Below are 18307 nucleotides of genomic sequence, written 5' to 3' on the forward strand. Positions count from 1 at the left end.
CTAGAGGGATGTGTATGGCTGGTATGATATAGAGAAAAAATTCTACCACATGGTCACTACATTTAAAGAAATGGAGGCCAAACTTTAATCTAACTTCTTCAACATTTCCCAGGTCAGTCCTGCATCTCATATAAACTTCAGCAACATGGACTGACCTGCCAACTCATTTATACTGATTCAGGTTTATCATACGTGACATACGTTCCTGCTATAAAATCATGGATGGCACGCTTATCTTTTCGCAACGCCACCATAAAAACAGATACGATAAAAGCAATACCGAGCGTAAGCCCGTATATTAAACCTGTTACCAGGTAACGCAGCAGCATAGTTCCGATAGTAACATTCGAACCATCCATTTTCACAATGCGTATTCCCATCAGCCGTTTTCCTACCGTGTATCCGTACCAGACGGCAGGAACAATTACAAAGTAAAGCACACTGATAATACTTTCACCTGTCTGCACCGCCCGGTCGGCTGTATCCAAACCAAGCAGAAAAATTGCTGCAGATACGACAATCCCTATAAGTATGGCATCAAATAAAACTCCTGCCAGCCGAATCCAAAATCCGCCTACATTAGACATTGTATTCCCCCCTTTTTAATAACTATGTACCCATAATGAAAATCCTCTCAAACTATCGGTTCCTTTCACTATTTTACCCTATGACTCCAAGGAAAACAAAACAACTACCAAGGAGTGATATTATAATTTATGAAAAAGCATTTAAAAAAGGTATTTCTTTAGCTGAGATTTACAATACGGGCAGAAGGTGCTACAACCATACAAAAAGCCGTCATTTTTTCTCCCTGATCGGGTAAATAAAATGACGGCCTTACCGCTTTTTTACTGCTGGGCAATGGCGTACGCTACCGATTTGCTGGGCAGCTCTTTATCCAATTTATTTTGAATATAAAAAGCTGCTTCCTGAAGCTTTTTCTCACAAATTCCTGTTTTTATACCAAGGCCGTGCATGAGATACAGTATATCATTCGTAGCTACATTCCCTGCAGCACCGGGTGCATATGGGCAGCCTCCCAGGCCGCCGACTGCACTGTCAAACCTTGTTATGCCATAAGCCATCGATGTCATGATATTGGCAATTGCCATACCTCTTGTGTCGTGATAATGCATAATAATTTGATCTGCGGTATAACGCTTCATGACAGCATCAAGCAGCTCTTCCACCTGCGAAGGGACTGCCGTTCCAATCGTATCGCCAAGTGATAAGTCGTCTACCCCGTATTCCAGGAGCTTCTCACTTACCCGAATCACTGCCTCCGGGGATACTTTTCCCTCATACGGACAGTCAAAAACGGTGGAGATATACCCCGTAACATGTTTTCCGGCTTTCTTTGCTTCTTCGATCACTTCCTGCAAAACCGGAAATGTTTCATCAATGGACTTGTTGATATTCTTTTTATTATGGGTCTCACTCGCTGACATAAAGACAGAAGCCCCGTCAATACCGGTTTCAAGCGCCAGGTCAAGCCCCTTCATGTTTGGCACGAGTGCAGAGTAGCGCACATTGGGATTACGTTTCATTTTCTTCCCTACTTCATGCGCATCAGCAAGCGCCGGTATCCATTTCGGATGCACAAATGAAGAGTACTCAATCTCTTTTACACCGGACTCAGAGAGCATATTGATCCAATTTACCTTATCCGCTGTTGAAATCCGCTTCTTCTCATTCTGCAGGCCATCCCTTGGCCCCACTTCTTTAATTTGCACAAATTCCGGCCAACGTCCCATTTTTATCCCTCCCGGAGATTTATTTTCATTCAATCCGGCAAAGCACATCATCTCATTATATTGAATGCGCTTACAGGTTTTCTGTTACCTTTTTTCTGAACCACTATCCGTACCATACATTACTTTGGTTTAGTTATTCCCTTTTTCCTCTACCTTATAACAATTATATTCAATCACGTTTATCTGTATTCAACCTTGTTGAATATACTATATAATAAATTTTCCGAATTTGCAATGTTAAATATGTATTTTTTGCTGAAAATAGGGTGTCGCCCAGTTTAATGCGACTTTCCAAACCATCAGATTTTCAATTAATCCCAGCCCCCGCTACCCCGGGCCCAATCCGTTCCTCCATTAAATGAAAATACACACAAAAAAGCAATACCGGTTGGATCCCTCCCCCCGATATTGCTTCTTTAAAAATAATATTAGTTTGTTACTTTTTCTTTTCTTACTGTTTTCAACGCCTTACTCCAAGCAATCACCTGATCCAGCATGCCATTTGCATTGGCTTCATGGTAGTCGGCAGGCTCGAACTCAGTAAAGTCAACAAAGTCCGTCATCAGCGAGAATGTCACTGCTGTTTGCACATCCGCCACCTGCAGTTCACCGAAAATCAAACGCAGATTTTCGTGGGCACGTGTACCCCCAAGGCTTCCGTAACCTACCATCCCTGCTGCTTTATTGGCAACCTCCGGCTTTAAGTGATCCAGTGCATTTTTCAGTGCGCCGCCGACAGCATGGTTGTATTCCGGTGCTACAAAAATATAGCCGTCGAAACTATCCATTTTCTCTGACCATGCCTGGATTGTTTTTTCAGCTTTTGCCTGTTCATCCTCAGGCAATACTTCACCCAACATAGGCAGTTTATAATCAGCCAAGTCAACGATCTCATAGGATACATCCTGATCATCGCGCTTTTTTGTTGCAAAATCATACATCCAATTTGTAACAGCCTCTGCGTTACGGCCTTGACGTACGCTTCCTAAAACGATTCCTATTTTTAACATGCTTCTATTCCTCCCTGATGCTTCTATTGCATTGAATTCATTTTGTTTGAATTCATTATTTTTAACAATTCTTATCATAACACCCTGAAAACGAATTTGCAACAGTAAATGCTTATCTTTTATTATATAGTTATAAAAAGTAACTTCCATGTATTGCAAAGGGTCTGCTTCACAGCATGAAAGCAGACCCTCCAACCGGGTATTACCCTATTTCCGTTTACCCTTTTACCATTTGTACATTATTCATTTGCCATTGTAAAAATTGATGTTTTCTTACTTTTCTCGGAACAAATTGGCGGATGTCATCTTCATGATAGCCTACCTGAATTCGTTTTTCGTCAACAATGATGGGACTGCGCATAAGGCTGGGGTGTTGTTGTATAATGTTGAGTAGTTCTTTAAGTGGAAGTGAATCCAGATCCATATTCAGATCCTTATACACCTTTGATCGTGTTGCAATAATTTCATCTGTCCCTTCCAGCGTCATCCTGAGAATGGAATGAAGCTCTCCGATTGTTAACGGCTGCCTTAAAATATTTCTTTCAACATAGTTGATTCCGTGGTTATCCAACCATTCTTTCGCTTTTCTTGTTGATGAGCATGGCGTTCCATATAACGTTACTGTCATTTATCATACCTCGTCTCTATAATTTTCTTTGTACATTTTTCACATACTCTCGTTTTAAAAAAAGCTGTTCACTAAGCTTTACTCTTCTGTCTTCCGGTACAAGCCATTTTTCAACAGCTTCAGTTCAGACGTATAATGATTTATCGCTTCCTCATCGGTTAAATTTCTGGAAAACTTCTCGATGAAATTACGAATGGTAACGGAGGTAAGAATTTGCATTACATAAAATAACTCTTTATCTTCGGAAATATTTAAGTATTCTTTATTGATTAACGGACTGATCTCATCAAGAGAATCATCCATCACACTGCTGCTGAAAATACTGGCAAATGTATGCTCGACTTTATGTGTCATGTTTAAAAGGGCATTTTTTAGAAAGGGGAGATTCTTTTTATCCGGGGCATCGGCGACAATATCCTGAAACATCTCTGCCATGGCTTTAAACAAGTCCCCATCATGCTGTTTCAAAAGTAAAGTAAAGTGTTTCTGTTTCGCTCTTGTATGCTCTTTTAATAAATAAAAGAAGGCATCTTCTTTGTTGTCAAAGTATTGATAAAAACTTCCCCGGGGGATCCCGGCGTCCTGAACCATATTTGCCACAGAGGCTTCAAACAGCGGTACCCTGGAAAACTCTTTCTCCACGGCCTCCAGCAATGTTCTCTTTTTATCCTCGGGCAGGTTAAAAAATGTTTGCTTTGGCATTGCTGACCTCCATTACTGCAAATGACATTATGTCATACTTTAATAATAAATGACACGGTGTCGTGTGTCAACTGTTTTTCATGACACCATGTCATTTATTTTATAAATTTTTTCCGGTCTCTTTAATATGTCTGTTAAACGCATCTATAAACGGCTCCGGGGAGGTTTTTACTGTATAGGGAAAGACGCCTTTCAATGTATGCAGGTAAAGTATACCACCTTCACCAGCCACTTCTTTATAGGACACATCAAGCACGTCCGTGATCGGAAACTCCCTGTGCCTTGTCACTACTTTTTCATCATAAAGGTAAATCATCCGCTGATCTTCCTCATCCCATTGCTCTATACTACTAACCTTCCGTTCCACTTTCACGTAAGGTTGTTTGGCAATAAAGTCCATTTGAGTCCTCCTATAAACCATAATATGCCGCTATTCAGCAGGAGTGTTTTTCGCTTCTTTTGTGATCTGCACCTGGTTCAGACTTCTTTCTTCCGTACTTATAATGTGAAAAACAAGACCTTCCCTTTGAATCGTTTCCCCCTCTTCCGGGAAATAATTAAACTCCTTCAGCAAATATCCGCTCAGCACATCTTCTTCTTCCGGAATCGAAGTATGAAAAATCGTATTCAGGCGGTTTAGCGGGATTTTTCCATGACAAATAATTTCTGTATCCGTTACTTTTTCCACCAGTGACTCACTGTCTGTATCCATTTCGTCTTCGATCTCCATTCCCAGCAATGCTTCAATTATATCTTCCTGGGTAATGATACCTTCCGTTCCACCATATTCATCAAGCACAATCGCCATGTGCTTTTTCTGCTGTATCATTTTGCGGAACACCCATTCAATAGAATGGAATTCAAATACAATCAGCGGGTCCATATCTCCGTAGCTTTCCAATGTTTTCTCCGGCTCCAGTGACCAGGAAAGTAAATACTTGGAATGGAAAACACCGACGATATTATCAATATGCTCATCATAGATCGGATATCTTGTAAACGGGTTTTCAATTGCAATGATCCGTACTTCTTCAAAGTCCGCTGTTCTCGGCAGGGCCATAATGTCCACACGGGGGGTTTTCAGCACGTCCTTCACATTTAATTCCCGAAACTCGAGCACCCCTTTGATGCGGTGGGACTCCTCTTTTTTAAATATACCCTCGGTTCTTGCGATATCCACCATCGCCCGAATCTCATCCCGGGAAACGGAAGCCTCCGTCTGTTCGCCTCTGGATAGTACACGAATAATATAATTGGTAATACCGTTTAACATAATTGTAATCGGTTTAAATAGAATGATGACAAAACGGATAACCGGATAAATAACATACGCAATCTGGTTCGGAAATGTAGCTGCGATGGACTTTGGAATAACTTCCGAAAATACGATGATAAATATCGTTAATGCCGCTGAAGCTGCCGCTACATTCCATCCGTACTCTATTGCCACCATCGTTACCAGGGTGGGAAGAAGGATATTTGCAATATTATTTCCAATGAGAATGGATGTAATGAATTGTTCCGGCTTCGACACTAGTTTTAACAGCTTTTCCGACTTCTTATCCTGATTTCTAGCCTTCGTTTCCAGCTTCATTTTATTTGTGGCTGTCAGTGCCGTTTCACTGCCGGAAAAGAATAAAGACATAAACAATAATGCAATGATTGCTATCGTCACGCCATGCTGCCTCCTGATCGGGAATGGAGCGTCATCTGTCCTGCCCCACCCTGTTTGTAGGTACACTAGTTTTCTTAGACTTATCATAAAGGAATCAAGGTAATTATAAAAGTAATTTGCAAATCGCTGCTGCCTGGGTTGGTACATGTTTTATTACCTTTTGGATAAATTAATAAGGAAGTTCCACTTATAAAAAGGAGGAATTTTTAATGGAAGACACACGAGAGTTTGTTGAAAATCTTAAGGAAAATAAAAGAAAAGACAGACGGAATAAAGAGCGGCAGGGGCATAATGACCCTGCAAAAAAACTGCCAAATAAAAGGCATTAATTAGAGATTAGGGAGGCGTCCAAATTGAACAAACATCGAGCAGAAGAAATTGCGCAATCACCCGACATGAAGCATGTCACCTATAATGGACAGCAAGTTTACATTCAGCATGTCCATGAACAATCAAATACAGCACGCATTTTCCCGTTGGATCAGCCGGAAAATGAGTTTGAAGTGCAAGTGGAAAATCTCCTGGAATCGAAAAGAGGGAATGCGTAGTGGAACGGGACCGGGCACAGGAAATAGTTGATTCCATTGAGATGATTCAGGTAGCCTACCGTGGCATTCCCGTCTATATAGAGGAAGTTCACAACGGAGAAGACAAAGCAACTGTATTTCCACTGGATCAAATGGATGATGTACAAACCGTGGAATTAAACGGACTGTATGAAGTGAACCCCAAATAAATTTCTGGCCAGCAGGTGGAGTTGGAATGAAATGCGGGGCAGGAGGGCACTGTATGTACTGTTGCAGCACTCTATGGTACTTCATTCGCTCTTCCTGCTGGAATGACGGACTATGGCAGCACTCTATGGTACCCCATTTGCTCTGCCTGCTGGAATGACGGACCATGGCAGCGCTCTATGGTACCCCATTCGCTCTTCCTGCTTGAATGACGGACCATGGCAACGCTCTATGGTACCCCATTCGCTCTTCCTGCTGGAATGACGAACCATTGCACCGTTCTATGGTACCCCATTTGCTCTTCCGGCTTGAATGACGGACCATTGCGCCGTTCTATGGTACTTCATTCGCTTCACTTGCTGTAATGACATACCATTGCAACGCTCTATGGTACTTCATTCGCTTCACTTGCTGTAATGACATACCATTGCAGCGCTCTATGGTACCCCATTTGCTCTTCCTGCTGCAATGACGGACCATTGCGCCGTTCTATGGTACCCCATTTGCTCTTCCGGCTTGAATGACGGACCATTGCGCCGTTCTATGGTACTTCATTCGCTTCACTTGCTGTAATGACATACCATTGCAACGCTCTATGGTACTTCATTCGCTTCACTTGCTGTAATGACATACCATTGCAGCGCTCTATGGTACCCCATTCGCTCTTCCTGCTTGAATGACGGACCATGGCAGCGCTCTATGGTACCCCATTTGCTCTTCCTGCTGTAATGACGGACCATGGCAGCACTGTATCCCTACATTTTTAAAATAACCGAACGGGGGGCAGAAAGACTTGCCCCCTCCCCAATCTCCTACTTTAATATCTTTGTTGACTCATCCTTACTGCCAGGCAGCATCTTCCCCATATAAGTGGAGGTAAATTTTATACTTTCCTCGATCTTCTCAGCAAGAAAAGCGGTTCGTTCAAATAATGCAGAACGGAATTGGTCCATCTGCCGGAGCATTTTTTCCGTTAATGCTTCCTGATTTTCCAGACGGTTCAATACTACTCCTTGGGTGTTTTCCTGTTTGTTCACTTTTTCAGACAGTTCCTGCTGCACTTCTGCTTGATCGTTCACCCTTCCTTGCAACTGCTCCTGCAAGTCTGCCTGTTCGTTCATTTTTCCAATCAATTGCTCATGCATCTCTGCCTGTCTGTCAATCCTCCCAATCAGACGCTTGAATTCTGTCTCGTAATCCGTTAACTTGCCCAATAACTGCTGATGAGAAGCATACATCTCTTCCACTTTCTTATTTCCACTGGATGCTTTCTGTTCCAGCATTTCTGCTAAAGATTTATTTTTTTCCTCCAAAAGGATCAGCTGTTCCATGACGTATGATTCAACCTGTTCATGCCTGGCATTCATTTTCAACAGATTTTGCAGATCTCCCTGCACCTCTATCCATTTCTTCTGTTGTTCCCCGGTTTGCATTTTTTGATATTTGCTTAAATCGGCAATTGTTTTTTTCATCAATGCATTCACTTTATCCTGTGCCTGAATCATTTCCGCCACATGATTTTTTATAAAAAAACCCTGATTTGGTGCTTTTATATCGCCTTTATTTTTGAAAATACCTGCATGGTTGTTATGATTAATATATAACCCCATAGTTACACCCCTTAACGCAATAGCTGTATTTATTCTATGCAAAACTATAGGAAATAGGGACACAGACACAAACATCGATAAAAAATGGTAGGAGGAAGAAAAATGCTTCACGAATGGCTGCAATCTTCTCAGTACACCGTCGTTTTTACAGGTGCAGGGATGTCCACGGAGAGTGGATTACCGGATTTTCGTTCGAAAAATAAAGGGCTTTGGAATAACATGGATCCTTCCAGGTTGGCATCGACAGAAGCCTTAAATAAACATGTGGATGAATTCATTCAATTTTATCGCACACGGGTGAATGCCATCAGTGAATATAACCCGCATCAAGGCCACATGATTTTGGCCGAATGGGAAAACGAAGGTAAGGTCAAATCGATCATCACCCAGAATGTAGACGGCTTTCATCAGGAAGCCGGTTCCAGACAGGTTGCCGAACTGCACGGCACATTACAACAACTCCATTGCCAAAATTGCGGGAAATCCTATGGCAAAGAAGCCTATCTCGAGGAAAGATATACTTGCGAATGCGGGGGTACACTAAGGCCGTCTGTCGTATTATTTGGCGAGACGTTGCCTGAGGAAGCATTCCGTTTTGCCCTTGAGGAGGCGGAAAAATGCGACCTATTTATTGTGCTTGGTTCATCTTTAACTGTCACACCAGCCAACCAATTCCCACTGATTGCCAAGGATAGTGGTGCCAGACTGGTCATTGTTAATCAGGAAGAGACAGAATTAGATGCGTATGCAGATCAGGTTATTCATGAGCGAAAGATAGGTGAGGTATTGGAAGAAGTCAATCAGAAGATGGATAAGTAAGGTGCCAAGCTTCTTACGATTGCTCGGGGGTACCCCTTCAGCACAAACCTTTTTCTTTTAAATTTGCTTCTGCAAAGCAAAAGGTTCAACAAGCACCAGGACGATCCTGACCTTTTAAAAATGCCGCGCAGTCCTTTCGCTGCACGGCATTTTTAGGCCATCCACTTTGGTGGCATGTTTTTATCCCAAAATATTTCTCCAATTTCATAGTGGCCTTCAAACTGATCATCATATATATGGTAATGAAAATTAAACCAATACCCTTCCCATGGCCGGTGGTCCCGGCGGACATGAAAACGGATGATATCCTCATTGGTCTCTGCATCGAAAATGTTGAAGATTCTCTCTCCAAGACCATCCGCGGGAACTTCGGTTATACTTAAGTACACATGTCTTTCTTCCGGTATTTCAGAAAGGAAACCATTTAAAGTGTTTTCTATGTTATCCAGAATAGCATCCATAAATTGTTCATCCAGCTGTCCGGTAATTCTTGGACCGAGCTTCAGCAATGTCTGCTCCTTCGCCTGGTCCGAAAGGCTATGAAGATGGGATGTTTCCTCCTGCCCGGAATTCTGAACTTCCAGTTCCGGTGTTTCCACTTCAGCAACAGCAGTCTCTTCGCTTACACCAGAATGGGAAAGCTCATCCTTATTATCCTCCGCCTCAGCTTCTGCCATTAAACCCGGCGGCACGTACAAGCCAAAGGTCATAATTGCAACCATAACGACAGCTAATTTCCGCAACCATATCTTCATAACCCGTCACCTCTATTCTCTATATTAAAATTTTAACATGTTTTGAATAGAAGTCTACGGATTTTTTAAAATTTAATTAAATTGTTGCAATGTTTACAATGAAATTACTTTACTCAAGCTGTTCCCTTGTTAAAGTAATGGCAAGGTAGTTTGATCCCAATGCCTGGAGAGCAGCCCCAATCAAAGACAGGATTTGGCCATGTTGTTCTTGTTCCTTCAGACTCAAAAGACCACCAATACTTTCCAGTCCAGCCCCTAATGCCTGCAATGCATTCCCAAGAACCATACCTTCTTCCCCGGTCAAGTAGGAGGATACCGTACTGGTTGAACTTCCCAATGATTGCATAGAATCACCCAAAATTTCCAATTGCAGTGCTTCATCCCCGTTCTCGGGATCTATATCCTGTAAATAGGCCGCCAACGAACTCGTTCCCGCTCCGGCACTATCGACCCAATCCCCAAAAAAAGCAAGCGAATCAGTAGTTGTTGTTGCCATGATTCCTGTTCCAATTGATTGAAGTCCTTCCCCAATCATGACTATCCGATGATTAATCTCGTTAAATCCTGCCGTTTTGCGCACTTCTCCCAATAGGGAAATAATGGTACCTGTTGCATCAATCCATACACCAATGAGTTCTCTGCCATTATCGCTCACTTGCTTCTCCCCCTGCATCCGCGTTTTTATATATGTTACGCAAATTTATAACCTCCTGTGTCGTCACTTACCCCAATATTAGTGGAAGAAATGGACTGCCCATTCAGAAAAATTGCCCGCCTGAAACAGAAAAAAACCCTTTTGCATCATTCGATATCCAAAAGGGCAAATCACTATAATTAATACCAAAACAACAAATCATCAACTTCATTCACATCTTCCGTTGATGCACCTTCTTCCCGTCATACGAATAAACAACCTTCTTTTCATCCACATAGGTTTCCATATACACGTTCTTCCCCCATAGCTGATAAATATAGGGAAGGACATGTTCCAGATAATTGATATCCAGCTCTGTTCCTTCATAACTGTGTACCAGGTAAAGCTCGCCGTTCCGCAAATAATCCCCATTTTCCACGGTAATATAAGGAAAACCGCCATTAACCCTCATGGAAACGAGTTCGTCACGCACCTGCTCAAATTCTTTGTTCGTAATTTGATACGTGCTTCCTTTTCTCTCAAATAAATACATATCCTCTTTCTGCACAAAATCCTTGGTCAAATAGTTCCGGATAAAGGAGATATCCGACTCAATTTCCCTTACTTCAAACAGCTTCTTCCTGCCTGAACCGGGCTTCACACCAAGCTCCTGCATTTTTTCCGTCGGTTTATTATAGCGTTCCTCAATATCTTCAAACATTTTCAGCCCCAAATAATACGGATTCATCTGCTGTTTTGATGGTTGAATCACCCCGGCATTTAATGTGGCATACTCTATGGTCTCCTCCGGGGTCAAATCCATCTCTCTTAATATCCGCTGGTGCCAGTAGGTTGCCCACCCTTCATTCATGATTTTCGTTTCCAGCTGCGGCCAAAAATACTGCATTTCCTCCCGCATCATCGTAATTATATCCCGCTGCCAGTTCTCCAGCTCCCTGCTGTACTCCTCAATAAAAAGAAGCAGATCCTTCTCCGGTCTCGGCGGAAATTTTTTTCTTTTCTTCGTTTGTTCTGCTTCTTCATCCGGCTTTTTATCCAAATCCCATAAATCATCATAAGGGCCTTTCGACTGTGGCTCTCGCTCTCCCTCCGCTTCCTCTTCCATATCGTAGGATGGCAGTTTTGGCCGAATAAGAGAGGGGTCAATATGCTCCTGGATGGCCAGCACTGCATCCAGGAAACTTTCCACTTCCTGTTTCCCGTGCATCATTTCATAATGGCTAATACGCTCTGCGGTTGCGGTCATGCTCTCCACCATATCTTTTCTCGTATTGGAAAAACGAACATTATTTTTGAAAAAATCGCAGTGGGCAAGTACATGGGCGACGATCATTTTATTTTGAATCAGGCTGTTCGTATCCAGTAAAAATGCATAACATGGGTCTGAATTGATCACGAGTTCATATATCTGGCTTAGACCCAGATCATATTGCAGCTTCATCTTATGAAATTGTTTCCCAAAACTCCAATGGGAAAATCTTGTCGGCATGCCGTAAGCACCAAATGTATAAATAATATCCGCAGGGCAGATTTCGTAGCGCATCGGATAAAAATCAAGCCCGAACCCTGAGGCAATTTCCGTTATTTCATCAATGGCACGGTAAAGCTCCTTTGTCTCACTCAATGAGAAACCCCCTTATAAATACTTTCTATAACCTATGAATCATACAAGGATTTATTACCTGTTCCATGCCGGTATGTTTTCTTCATTTTCCGGGCAGGTTAAATTCCAGGAGGGATTTAGATTGAGCGAAAACTATTTATCGATTGAGGAATTTAATGATTTAATTCAACAATGGAATGGAAAAACAGTGAAAATAGCCAAGCAGGAAATGGATGATTATGATGAAACGGTGATGGAATTAACAGATGTCTCCTATGAAACCAACACAAGGAGAATAGATGATTATGTGCCAAAGCACGCTCTTCAATTAAATGGAACAGGATTAATTGAAAATGAAAGGCATGAAAAGCATCCCCTGCCTGCTTCCTTATACGAAATCCCACTGGAAGATTCTTCCCTGTACCAATTTGACGGAGCTCGTTTTGCACTTATTACCGACCGGGCGATTTATACGATTGAAGTGGACGATATGTGAAAAGACCATCGTTGATACAGGTATTTACCTTCCTGTAAGCGATGGTCTTGATTTGCAGGAAAAAGGGGTAGCTTTATCTTTACTCATTAAGGCTTGCACTCCATAGAATAAGGTTTTCAAACGATTTCTAAAATCCTTACACCGGTGCCTCTTCCTTCCTGAAAAAGCTTTTCAGCGCATGATATACATCGCTTTTTTCCTTAATAATATAATGGCGGAATTTGGGCGAATGGAGTGTTTCAAATGCCCGCATTAACGTAGACTTTCTGCTGAATCCATTTACTTCTCCATAGCCAAACATGTTTGACGCATCCATGATTTCATTGACAAGGTCAATACATTTCGGATTGTCGGAAGTAATGTTTTCCCCATCCGAAAAATGAAAAGGGTAAATATTATAGCGGGACGGGTTGTATTTTTCGTCAATCAGTTCCAAAGCTTTCTTATATGCAGATGAACAAATCGTTCCGCCACTTTCTCCCCGTGAGAAAAATGCTTCCTCTGATACCACTTTTGCTTCCGTATGATGAGCAATAAATTCTATTTCAACAGATTCATATTTGGAACGGAGAAACCGGGTCATCCAGAAAAAGAAACTTCTTGCCACATACTTTTCAAACACCCCCATGGAGGCACTCGTATCCATCATGGCCAGCACGACCGCTTTGGATTCCGGTTTTACCTCCTCATTCCACGTTTTAAACCTCAAATCATCATTATAGATCGGATGAATGCCCGCTTTCCCTTCTCTTGCATTTCGTTTAATTGCAGTTAATATCGTCCTCTTCTTATCAATATTTCCCATAAGCCCTTTTTTACGCACATCATTAAATTCTATCTTTTCGGTCGTTATTTCTGCCTGTTCCTTCTGTTTTAAGTTCGGCAGCTCCATTTCCGAAAACAGCGCCTCTTCCAACTCTTCAAGCGACACTTCCGCTTCATGATAATCCTGACCGGGCTGATCACCGGCCTTTTTTCCCTGGCCATCTCCTGGCTTTCCTTTTCCGGGCGCGCGGGCGATGACATCGCCAACCTGGCTGTCTCCGTCTCCCTGTCCTACATGTTTTGATTTATCGTAATTATAGCGGATTTTATATTCATCCAGGGAGCGGATTGGGATTTTAATTACATCCCGGCCATTGGACATGATGATATTTTCCTCGCTGACCAAATCTGGAAGATTGTTGTGAATCGCCTCTTTCACTTTATCCATATGCCTCTTCTGATCTTGATATCCTTTACGATGGAGGGTCCAGTTTTCCTGGGAGACAATAAAATTTTCCTTTTTCCCCTTCATACCCATCCTCCTCTATATCTACCTGCGAATTCACTAAGGCGTTTATGAAAGCTGAGCAACGGGCAAGGTAAATATAATGTTTGATCCACTGCTCAGCCACCTTTCTCTATACTATGCAGCAAAAGGACTACTATTGCACTTTTCTGAAATAATCAGGAAGAAATGCAGCCTATTTTGGCAGGCCGGATGGGCAGTTGGCATGGATAAACAGTGGGAAGGTTCTTGTGATAATATGATGGTACAGACAGTTTTGCTTACGATCCTAAAGGGGGCACAAGCTCATTGCATATTCGAAAATATAACCAAAGTGATGAAAAGAAACTTTTTCAATTAATGGCTTCTGAAGGAGAAGAATGGGAAGATTACATTACCGAAGCAGGCACACTTAAATTCAAGCGAACTTTGGAAAGTTCCCTTGTTTATGTTGCCTATGAAAATAATACGTTATGCGGATTTTCGCGAGCCATTAGAGATGGGGAGTTCTTTATATATGTATGTGATTTGCTCGTCCATCATCATTGCCGCGGGAGAGGAATTGGGAGAAAATTAATGGAGGTACTATGTGAAACCTACCCCGGACATACGGTTCTCGTTATGTCAGATGCTGACGGCTATTATGAAAAGCTTGGATATGAGAAAGAGGGTTCCGTGTTTTTGGTAAAACGTTAGGTTGCCGGTGGTAATAAGAGCGGGAATCATACATATTATTGGTCTCCATTAACAAAGGAGGAGCAGCAATGAGAAAAATAAATATACTCGATTACTCACCCATATTTGAAGGTTCCAATGCCCGGCAAGCCCTGCTGCACACGAAAGATTTGGCACAGCTCGCAGACAGATTGGGCTACCACCGCTACTGGGCAGCGGAGCATCATCACGTCTCTTCCGTAGCAGGAAGCACACCGGAAATGCTGATGATGCAGCTGGCTGCTTCCACCAATCACATACGGATTGGATCCGGCGGGGTGATGCTCCCCCATTACAGTCCTTATAAAGTCGCGGAAAACTTTCGAATGCTGGAGGCTTTCCATCCAAACCGGATTGATCTCGGCATAGGCAGATCACCGAGCTTTCTCACTGTTAACCGGGCATTGAACGAAGCAAGAGACAAACGAATTTCCTATGAGCAGCAGATAAAGGATCTATTTAAATATTTAACTGATAATACAGAGGAAGCGCATCGCTTTCAAGAGCTAATTGCAACACCTGTTATTGAAACAACACCGGAAATCTGGCTGCTTGGCAGCGGGGAAGGCAGTGCAAAAATCGCTGCAGAACATGGAACCGCGTATGCATTCTCCCATTTTGCCCCGCCATCCAGCTCAAATGGACGGAAGATTGTGAAAGATTACCGAAAAAATTTTCAACCCCATTCCCTGCTTGAAAAGCCAAAAGTCATGATTGCCGTGTTTGCGATTATTGCTGAAACAGCAGAGGAAGCTGAAGACATTGCCCAAGCATTTGATCTATGGCTGCTATCCGTGGAGTCCAGCCGGCAGCCTCCATATTATCCATCCGTTGAAACGGCAAAAAGTCGCGGAAAAAGTATGGTGGAACAGGAAAAGATCATGCAAAACCGAAAGAGAGTGATCTTAGGCGACCCGGAACAAGTGAAAGCAGGGATGGAGGAAGTAGCTGATATGTATCAAGCGGATGAAATAACGATTATTCCACAATTTTATGATGCCAAAAACAGGCAGAACGGATTAAGATTATTAGCAGAAGCATTTGAGATGAACATCGGCAAATAATGCAAGGTGTGGCAGGAAATACGAAAGCTTGCTTGCGGAGATGGTCGGGAGTAAAGCATACCAGCCCGACACCTCTTGTACTGCATATAAAAAACCTTCGCGTAAATATCAGACTTCAGCAGTCAGTAATCACTGCTGGCTTCCGGCACCAGAAAGAAAGAAAAATCCGAACTGGATTCTACACTTGAACCAGTTCGGATTTTGATTTATATGAAGCATGTATGTTTCATGTTAATCCGCTTCCGAATCAACTGAATTAATACCCATAATTCCAGTCAATCTTATCTTCATACCAAACTATTTTGTCAATCGGACCCAATTCAATTTTTCTGTTTCCGATGGTGTAGTCTTTCTTTTTAGCGTCCTTCTGACTGACTAACTCTTCATAAACATCATGTCCAACATTCTCAAAAATTTTAACCGTATGGTCCTTCTCCAACAATAAAGCTGTGCCTTTCATTCATTCGCACCTTCCTTGGAAGATTATTTTTATCATCAGTTAAAGTATATACCATATACCCCGGGACTTGAACATTTTTGTGATACCTTTCACAAATAAGTCATAGTTCAGTGATTTTTCTTTCACAATTGAAAAGGATATGGGAGATTCTGTTCATACAGCAGATAAATACAAACTAAATTAGGATTGAGGTGAAAAGAAAAGGGGACAGGTGAGCTGCCCCCTGTCCTGTTACCTATTTAATAAACTTCCGACGTAGCGTAGGAGTTCGTTGGCAGAAACTGAATTATAACCATATTCATCCACCAGTCTTGCAATGACTTCATTGATTTTCTTCAGTTGAGATTCATCCGGTGTTTTGGAGGACGTGGTAATTTTGACGACATCTTTTAGGTCTGCAAACAGTTTTTTCTGAATAGCTTCTCTCAATCTTTCATGTGAACTATATTCAAACCGCTTTCCTTTTCTCGCATAAGCGGAGATGCGGATAAGGATTTCCTCCCTGAAGGCACGTTTTGCATTTTCCGAAATTCCGATCTGTTCCTCAATGGAGCGCATCAGCTTTTCATCCGGATTCATTTCCTCCCCGGTCAGCGGATCTTTTAATTTATTTTTATTGCAAAACGCTTCAACATTATCCAGGTAATTATCCATTAGTGTTTTCGCCGACTCTTCATAGGAATAAACAAATGCTTTTTGCACTTCTTTTTTGGCAATGTCATCATATTCTTTCCGGGCTACGGAAATATAGTTCATATAATTTTCCTTATCCTCATCCGTAATCGAAGGATGCTGATCCAGCCCTTCCTTCAGTGAACGAAGCACATCCAGTGCATTAATCGACTTGACGTCCTTGCGTATAATGGCGGAGGATATACGGTTAATGACATACCGTGGATCGATTCCTTCCATCCCTTCCACGGGAAATTCCTTTCTTAATTCATCGATATCAAGCTGGTTAAACCCTTCCACGCTTTCGCCATCATACAGCCTCATTTTTTTGACGAGATCAATTCCCTGCTTTTTGGAATCCTTCAGCCTTGTTAAAATGGAAAATATGGCTGCCACCCTTAGGGCATGCGGTGCAATGTGTACATCAGCCATGTCACTTTCATTAATCATTTTTTGATAAATCCGCTCTTCCTCACTGACCTTTAAATTATAAGGAATGGGCATGACAATAATCCGGGAATGTAATGCCTCGTTCTTTTTATTAGCGATAAAGGATCGATATTCTGCTTCATTCGAATGGGCGACAATTAGTTCATCTGCGCTAATGAGCGCGAATCTCCCGGCTTTAAAATTCCCTTCCTGCGTCAGGGAAAGCAGGTGCCAGAGAAATTTTTCATCGCATTTCAGCATCTCCTGAAATTCCATCATCCCCCGGTTTGCCTTATTCAATTCCCCATCGAACCGGTAAGCACGTGGATCGGATTCCGAGCCGAATTCACTGATGGTGGAAAAATCGATGCTCCCTGTTAAATCTGCGATATCCTGTGATTTCGGATCCGAAGGGCTGAACGTGCCGATCCCCACCCGTTTATCCTCATCAAAGAAAATTCGCTCGACCCGTACATCTTCAATTTTACCGTTATATTCCTTTTCCAGCCGCATCGTATTTAACGGGGACAGGCTGCCTTCTATGCGGATACCGTATTCTTTATAAAAATCATCGCGCAAATGTGCCGGAATGAGATGGAGCGGGTCTTCATGCATGGGGCAGTTTTTAATAGCATAAACCGCACCTTCTTCTGTCCTTGAATATTGCTCCAGACCTCTTTTCAGCATCGTAACAATCGTGGATTTCCCGCCACTCACCGGACCCATTAATAATAAGATCCGCTTCCTTACATCCAGGCGTTTAGCCGCAGGATGGAAATATTCCTCCACCAGTTTCTCAATTGCTTCTTCTAGACCAAAAATTTCTTCCCCAAAAAAATCATACATTTTTTTCCCGTCTCGCTCGGTCAGACCTGAGCTTTTAATCATATTATAAACCCGGGAATGCGCAGTCTGGGCAACTTCCGGTCTTTCTTTTACAATCTCTAAATACTCCGCGAACGATCCTTCCCACTTCAGTCGCTCTTCTTCTTCACGGTGACTCTTTACTCTTTCTATAATATCCATTACATACCCTCCATCTGATCGCGGTTTCTATTCATCATATGCAGGACATGAATGACAAATGCATAAGCCGCGACAGGGGGGCAGGCTGGAAGCGCCCTGGTGCCTGGGACTGCGCTAAATGCTCGTCCCACCGAAAAGCACTGTCACTCCCCGGTTTTTATCGAATTTTGTCGAAAACAACCAAAACAAAAAAGGCCACCGAAAATACACATTTCGACAGCCTTTCACATC

Annotated in this window: 23 protein-coding genes; 7 read left to right on the forward strand and 16 right to left on the reverse strand. The window is 42.4% G+C overall.

From position 1 onward, the window contains the following. Positions 1-167 precede the first annotated feature (167 nt). From ACZ42C_RS13125 to ACZ42C_RS13155, 7 genes are all read right to left on the reverse strand, one after another. Entirely contained in the window at positions 168-587 is a 420-nt protein-coding gene (locus tag ACZ42C_RS13125) for an RDD family protein (RefSeq protein WP_461182052.1), read from the reverse strand. 261 nt (positions 588-848) lie between these two features. Then, on the reverse strand, positions 849-1754 hold the full coding sequence (locus ACZ42C_RS13130; RefSeq protein WP_461182051.1) for a hydroxymethylglutaryl-CoA lyase: 906 nt from the start codon (positions 1752-1754) through the stop codon (positions 849-851). Between the two features lie 428 nt (positions 1755-2182). Continuing rightward, positions 2183-2764: an NADPH-dependent FMN reductase gene (locus tag ACZ42C_RS13135; RefSeq protein WP_461182050.1), complete on the reverse strand. Its 582-nt coding sequence runs from the start codon at positions 2762-2764 to the stop codon at positions 2183-2185. Positions 2765-2981: 217 nt separating this feature from the next. Next, positions 2982-3392, reverse strand: a complete 411-nt coding sequence (spx, locus tag ACZ42C_RS13140) for a transcriptional regulator Spx (protein WP_461182049.1) — start codon at positions 3390-3392, stop codon at positions 2982-2984. Between the two features lie 78 nt (positions 3393-3470). Beyond that, complete coding sequence (locus ACZ42C_RS13145) at positions 3471-4094, reverse strand: TetR/AcrR family transcriptional regulator (protein ID WP_461182048.1); 624 nt, start codon at positions 4092-4094, stop codon at positions 3471-3473. A gap of 100 nt (positions 4095-4194) precedes the next feature. Further along, the gene (locus ACZ42C_RS13150; protein WP_461182047.1) at positions 4195-4494 is read right to left on the reverse strand and encodes a hypothetical protein; all 300 of its coding nucleotides are present in this window, start codon (positions 4492-4494) and stop codon (positions 4195-4197) included. Positions 4495-4524: 30 nt separating this feature from the next. Further along, positions 4525-5769, reverse strand: coding sequence for a hemolysin family protein (locus ACZ42C_RS13155; protein WP_461182046.1), 1245 nt, complete (start codon positions 5767-5769; stop codon positions 4525-4527). A gap of 209 nt (positions 5770-5978) precedes the next feature. Here ACZ42C_RS13155 and ACZ42C_RS13160 point away from each other — a divergent pair, with 209 nt between their 5' ends. Genes ACZ42C_RS13160 through ACZ42C_RS13170 form a run of 3 tightly spaced genes read left to right on the forward strand, consistent with a single transcriptional unit; the run spans position 5979 to position 6505 of the window. Then, positions 5979-6098 (forward strand): DUF4023 family protein, encoded by a 120-nt coding sequence (locus tag ACZ42C_RS13160; protein ID WP_461182045.1) that lies wholly within the window; start codon positions 5979-5981, stop codon positions 6096-6098. Positions 6099-6122: 24 nt separating this feature from the next. Further along, positions 6123-6317 (forward strand): H-type small acid-soluble spore protein, encoded by a 195-nt coding sequence (locus tag ACZ42C_RS13165; protein WP_461182044.1) that lies wholly within the window; start codon positions 6123-6125, stop codon positions 6315-6317. Further along, a complete protein-coding gene (locus ACZ42C_RS13170) occupies positions 6317-6505 on the forward strand; it encodes an H-type small acid-soluble spore protein (RefSeq protein ID WP_461182043.1) in 189 nt (62 codons plus the stop codon). The genes ACZ42C_RS13165 and ACZ42C_RS13170 overlap by 1 nt, the downstream gene beginning before the upstream one ends. Before the next feature lie 383 nt (positions 6506-6888). On the opposite strand, the gene ACZ42C_RS13175 is transcribed toward ACZ42C_RS13170, so the two are convergent. The 3 genes from ACZ42C_RS13175 to ACZ42C_RS13185 all read right to left on the reverse strand — a co-directional run bounded on the left by ACZ42C_RS13175 (position 6889) and on the right by ACZ42C_RS13185 (position 8113). Next, positions 6889-7035, reverse strand: a complete 147-nt coding sequence (locus ACZ42C_RS13175) for a hypothetical protein (RefSeq protein WP_461182042.1) — start codon at positions 7033-7035, stop codon at positions 6889-6891. 61 nt (positions 7036-7096) lie between these two features. Next, the gene (locus tag ACZ42C_RS13180; protein WP_461182041.1) at positions 7097-7243 is read right to left on the reverse strand and encodes a hypothetical protein; all 147 of its coding nucleotides are present in this window, start codon (positions 7241-7243) and stop codon (positions 7097-7099) included. Between the two features lie 72 nt (positions 7244-7315). Next, the gene (locus ACZ42C_RS13185; protein ID WP_461182040.1) at positions 7316-8113 is read right to left on the reverse strand and encodes a hypothetical protein; all 798 of its coding nucleotides are present in this window, start codon (positions 8111-8113) and stop codon (positions 7316-7318) included. A 102-nt stretch (positions 8114-8215) separates the two neighbouring features. Here ACZ42C_RS13185 and ACZ42C_RS13190 point away from each other — a divergent pair, with 102 nt between their 5' ends. Further along, the gene (locus tag ACZ42C_RS13190; protein ID WP_461182039.1) at positions 8216-8932 is read left to right on the forward strand and encodes an NAD-dependent protein deacylase; all 717 of its coding nucleotides are present in this window, start codon (positions 8216-8218) and stop codon (positions 8930-8932) included. Between the two features lie 152 nt (positions 8933-9084). Here the strand turns inward: ACZ42C_RS13190 and ACZ42C_RS13195 are convergent, their stop codons facing one another. The 3 genes from ACZ42C_RS13195 to ACZ42C_RS13205 all read right to left on the reverse strand — a co-directional run bounded on the left by ACZ42C_RS13195 (position 9085) and on the right by ACZ42C_RS13205 (position 11966). Beyond that, entirely contained in the window at positions 9085-9687 is a 603-nt protein-coding gene (locus tag ACZ42C_RS13195; RefSeq protein ID WP_461182038.1) for a YpjP family protein, read from the reverse strand. Between the two features lie 109 nt (positions 9688-9796). Beyond that, the gene (locus ACZ42C_RS13200; RefSeq protein ID WP_461182037.1) at positions 9797-10342 is read right to left on the reverse strand and encodes a DUF6944 family repetitive protein; all 546 of its coding nucleotides are present in this window, start codon (positions 10340-10342) and stop codon (positions 9797-9799) included. 211 nt (positions 10343-10553) lie between these two features. Beyond that, complete coding sequence (locus tag ACZ42C_RS13205; protein WP_461182036.1) at positions 10554-11966, reverse strand: SpoVR family protein; 1413 nt, start codon at positions 11964-11966, stop codon at positions 10554-10556. A gap of 121 nt (positions 11967-12087) precedes the next feature. Here ACZ42C_RS13205 and ACZ42C_RS13210 point away from each other — a divergent pair, with 121 nt between their 5' ends. Next, entirely contained in the window at positions 12088-12441 is a 354-nt protein-coding gene (locus tag ACZ42C_RS13210) for a hypothetical protein (protein WP_461182035.1), read from the forward strand. Positions 12442-12577: 136 nt separating this feature from the next. Here the strand turns inward: ACZ42C_RS13210 and yhbH are convergent, their stop codons facing one another. Next, complete coding sequence (gene yhbH, locus ACZ42C_RS13215; protein WP_461182034.1) at positions 12578-13738, reverse strand: sporulation protein YhbH; 1161 nt, start codon at positions 13736-13738, stop codon at positions 12578-12580. A gap of 282 nt (positions 13739-14020) precedes the next feature. On the opposite strand from yhbH, the gene ACZ42C_RS13220 reads away from it, so the two are divergent. Both ACZ42C_RS13220 and ACZ42C_RS13225 read left to right on the forward strand, forming a co-directional pair. Beyond that, positions 14021-14407, forward strand: coding sequence for a GNAT family N-acetyltransferase (locus ACZ42C_RS13220; RefSeq protein WP_461182033.1), 387 nt, complete (start codon positions 14021-14023; stop codon positions 14405-14407). A gap of 68 nt (positions 14408-14475) precedes the next feature. Further along, positions 14476-15489, forward strand: a complete 1014-nt coding sequence (locus ACZ42C_RS13225) for an LLM class flavin-dependent oxidoreductase (RefSeq protein WP_461182032.1) — start codon at positions 14476-14478, stop codon at positions 15487-15489. Between the two features lie 256 nt (positions 15490-15745). On the opposite strand, the gene ACZ42C_RS13230 is transcribed toward ACZ42C_RS13225, so the two are convergent. Together ACZ42C_RS13230 and ACZ42C_RS13235 are read right to left on the reverse strand one after the other, a co-directional pair. Then, positions 15746-15949: a hypothetical protein gene (locus tag ACZ42C_RS13230; protein WP_461182031.1), complete on the reverse strand. Its 204-nt coding sequence runs from the start codon at positions 15947-15949 to the stop codon at positions 15746-15748. A gap of 231 nt (positions 15950-16180) precedes the next feature. Further along, a complete protein-coding gene (locus ACZ42C_RS13235) occupies positions 16181-18076 on the reverse strand; it encodes a PrkA family serine protein kinase (RefSeq protein ID WP_461182030.1) in 1896 nt (631 codons plus the stop codon). Between the last annotated feature and the right edge of the window lie 231 nt (positions 18077-18307).

The sequence above is a fragment of the Virgibacillus kimchii genome (assembly GCF_055379185.1).